1 protein-coding gene is annotated in these 3,437 nt (G+C 73.6%); it reads left to right on the top strand.

Translation table 11 applies throughout. From position 1 onward, the window contains the following. Window positions 1–3,437, top strand: a 3,437-nt coding sequence (locus G3I65_RS20455) for a type I polyketide synthase (RefSeq protein ID WP_160697529.1), incomplete at both ends; no start/stop codon positions are given.

The following is a 3,437-nucleotide window of genomic DNA, read 5'->3' as shown; positions in this document are numbered from 1 at the left end:
CACCACCGCCACGACGAGCGACGGCGGACTGGCCGCACGGCTGCAGCCGCTGCCCGCGGCCGAGCGCGACCGGCGGCTCCTGGAGCTGGTCCGCGACCACGTCGCCGCGGTGCTCGGGCACGACACCGCCGACGAGATCGAGCCCGGCCGCTCGTTCGCCGAACTCGGCTTCGACTCCTTGACCGCCGTCGAGCTGCGTAACCGTCTCGGAGCCGCGACCGGTTTGCGGCTGCCCGCGACGCTGGTGTTCGACCACCCGGCCCCGGCGGCGCTCGTGGCGCTGCTGCGGACCGAGCTGTTCGGCGGCGCCGCGGAACCGTCCACTCAGGTCGTGACCGCGCCGACGGACGACGACCCGGTCGTCATCGTCGCGATGAGCTGCCGCTACCCGGGTTCCGTTGCCTCGCCCGAGGACCTCTGGTCTCTTGTGGACGGCGGCGTCGACGCGATCACGCCGTTCCCCGCCGACCGCGGCTGGGACCTCGACGGGCTGTACCACCCGGAACCCGGCACCCCAGGCCGCATCTACACGCGCAGCGGTGGTTTCGTGACCGGCGCCGACCGCTTCGACCCGGAGCTGTTCGAGATCGCGCCGCGCGAGGCGCTGACCATGGACCCGCAGCAGCGCCTCCTGCTCGAAGCGACCTGGGAGGCGTTCGAACGCGCCGGCATCGACCCGACGTCGGCGCGCGGCAGCCGCACCGGCGTGTTCGTCGGCGCGGCGACGTCCGGCTACGGCGCGGGCGCGGCGACCGACGGCCTCGAAGGGCACCTGATGACCGGCGGGACGTCGTCGGTGGCGTCGGGCCGGTTGTCGTACGTGTTCGGGCTGGAAGGTCCGTCGCTGACGGTGGACACGGCGTGTTCGTCGTCGCTGGTGGCGTTGCACCTGGCGGTGCAGGCGCTGCGGCGCGGCGAATGCGATCTGGCGCTCGCGGGTGGCGTGACGGTCATGCCGTCCCCCGGCGTCCTGCTCGCCTTCAGCCAGCAACGCGGCTTGGCCGAGGACGGCCGGGTGAAGGCGTTCGCCGAGGGCGCGGACGGCACGAGCATGGCCGAGGGCGTCGGCTTGCTGCTGGTGGAACGCCTGTCGGATGCGCGGCGCAACGGTCACGAAGTCCTCGCCGTGGTGCGGGGTTCGGCGGTGAACTCCGACGGCGCGTCGAACGGCCTGACCGCGCCGAACGGCCCGTCGCAGCAACGGGTCATCCGTGCCGCGCTCGCGGATGCCGGGCTCTCGGCGTCCGAAGTGGACGCGGTGGAAGCGCACGGCACCGGGACGAAGCTGGGCGACCCGATCGAGGCGCAGGCGTTGCTGGCGACCTATGGCCAGGACCGCGCGACGCCGTTGTACCTGGGTTCGGTGAAGTCGAACCTCGGCCACACCCAGGCCGCCGCCGGGGTCGCCGGGATCATCAAGATGGTGATGGCGATGCGCCACGGCGTTCTCCCGCGGACGTTGCACGTCGACGCGCCGTCGTCCCATGTGGACTGGACGGCGGGTGCGGTCGAGCTGCTGACCGAGTCGCGCGAGTGGGCATCGGACCGGCCGCTGCGGGCTGGTGTTTCGTCGTTCGGCATCTCCGGCACCAACGCGCACACGATTCTCGAGCAGGCACCCGACGTGGTCGTGGCGGAGCGCGAGCCGGTTTCCGGCCCGGTGCCGTGGGTGTTGTCGGCGAAGACCCCGGCGGCGTTGCGGGCGCAAGCCGCCCGGCTGCACGAGTTCCTCGACGAGGCGGAGCCCGCGGACGTCGCGCTGAGCCTGGCCACGACCCGGGCCGACCTCGGGCACCGGGCCGCGGTCGTCGGTGAGACCGGCGCCGAACTCCTCGCCGGGCTGGCCGCGATCGCCGACGGCGACCCGGGCGCGCTCACCGGCAGCGGCAACCCGGGCCGCCTGGCCGTGCTCTTCACCGGACAGGGCGCCCAGCGTGCGGGAATGGGCCGCGAGCTGTACGCGCGCTTCCCGGTGTTCGCCGCGGCTTTCGACGAGGTCGCCGCGCTGCTGGACATCGACCGGCCGCTGGCCGAAGTGATCGAATCGGACCTGCTCGACCGCACCGGCTACGCCCAGCCCGCGATCTTCGCCCTCGAAGTCGCGCTGTTCCGGCTCGTCGAATCCTGGGGCGTCCGGCCGGATTTCGTGGCCGGGCACTCGATCGGCGAACTCGCCGCCGCGCACGTCGCCGGCGTGCTCTCGCTGCCCGACGCGTGCGCGCTGGTCTCCGCCCGCGCGAGCCTGATGCAGGCGCTGCCCGAGGGTGGCGCGATGGTCGCGATCGGCGCGCCCGAGGCCGACGTCCGGGCCGAGCTGCCCGGCGAAGGTGTCGGCATCGCGGCGGTCAACGGTCCTCGGAGCACGGTGATCTCGGGTGACGAGACCGCCGTGCTCGCCGTCGCCGCGGAGTTCGCGGGACGCGGGGTCAAGACCAAGCGGCTGCGCGTCAGCCATGCCTTCCATTCGCCGCTGATGGACCCGATGCTCGACGAGTTCCGCGCGGTCGCCGAGTCCCTGGAGCACCGCCCCGCGACGATACCGGTGATCTCGAATGTGAGCGGTGCTCTCGCGGAGCCGTACACCGCGGAGTACTGGGTGCGGCACGTGCGGGAAGCCGTCCGGTTCGGCGACGCGGTGCGGACCCTCGTCGAGCAGGGCGCGAGCACGTTCCTCGAACTCGGCCCCGACGGCGTGCTGTCCGCGATGGCTGCCGAGAGCACTGATCTCCTTTCGGTGCCGACGCTCCGGGCCGGCGAGGACGAATCGAGAGCAGTGCTCACCGCGTTCGCCCGGCTGCGCGTCACCGGCTTCCCGCTCGACGTCGCCGCGGTGCTCGACGGCGCCCGGCGGACCACGTTGCCGACCTACGCCTTCCAGCGGTCGCGGTTCTGGCTCGAACCCGCGCCGCAGGCGGAAGGGGACAGCCGGTTCTGGGCGGCGGTCGACGCGGGCGACCTCGCCCTCGACGACCAGGCCATGGCGGCGCTCGACCGCTGGCGGTCGTCGTCCACTGTGGACAACTGGCGCTACCGCGTCACCTGGCGCCCGCTGGCCGAGACCACCGGACGGCTGACCGGCCGCTGGCTCGTCCTCGGCGCGGACGGCCCCGCCCGCGAAGTGGCGCAAGCGCTGGCCGCGCACGGCGCCGAGCCGGTGACCGAGTCCGGTCCCAGTGACCGGGCCGCGCTGACGACGCTGCTGCGTGAGCACGCCGACGTCGAAGGAGTCGTGTCGCTGCTGGCCGTCGACGCCGACGCGGAAGCCGGGCTCGCCGCCAACCTGGTGCTGACCCAGGCGTTCGCCGACTCCGGCGTCCCGGCCCGCCTGTGGTGCCTCACCCGGGGCGCGGTCAAGGACGTGACCCGGCCCGGCCAGGCGACGACCTGGGGCTTCGGCCGGATCGCGGCCCTGGAGCTGCCGTCCGGCTGGGGTGGCC

This window comes from Amycolatopsis sp. SID8362, assembly GCF_010550475.1.
Taxonomy (GTDB): domain Bacteria; phylum Actinomycetota; class Actinomycetes; order Mycobacteriales; family Pseudonocardiaceae; genus Amycolatopsis; species Amycolatopsis eburnea.
This window is presented reverse-complemented; position numbering and strand designations above follow the sequence as displayed.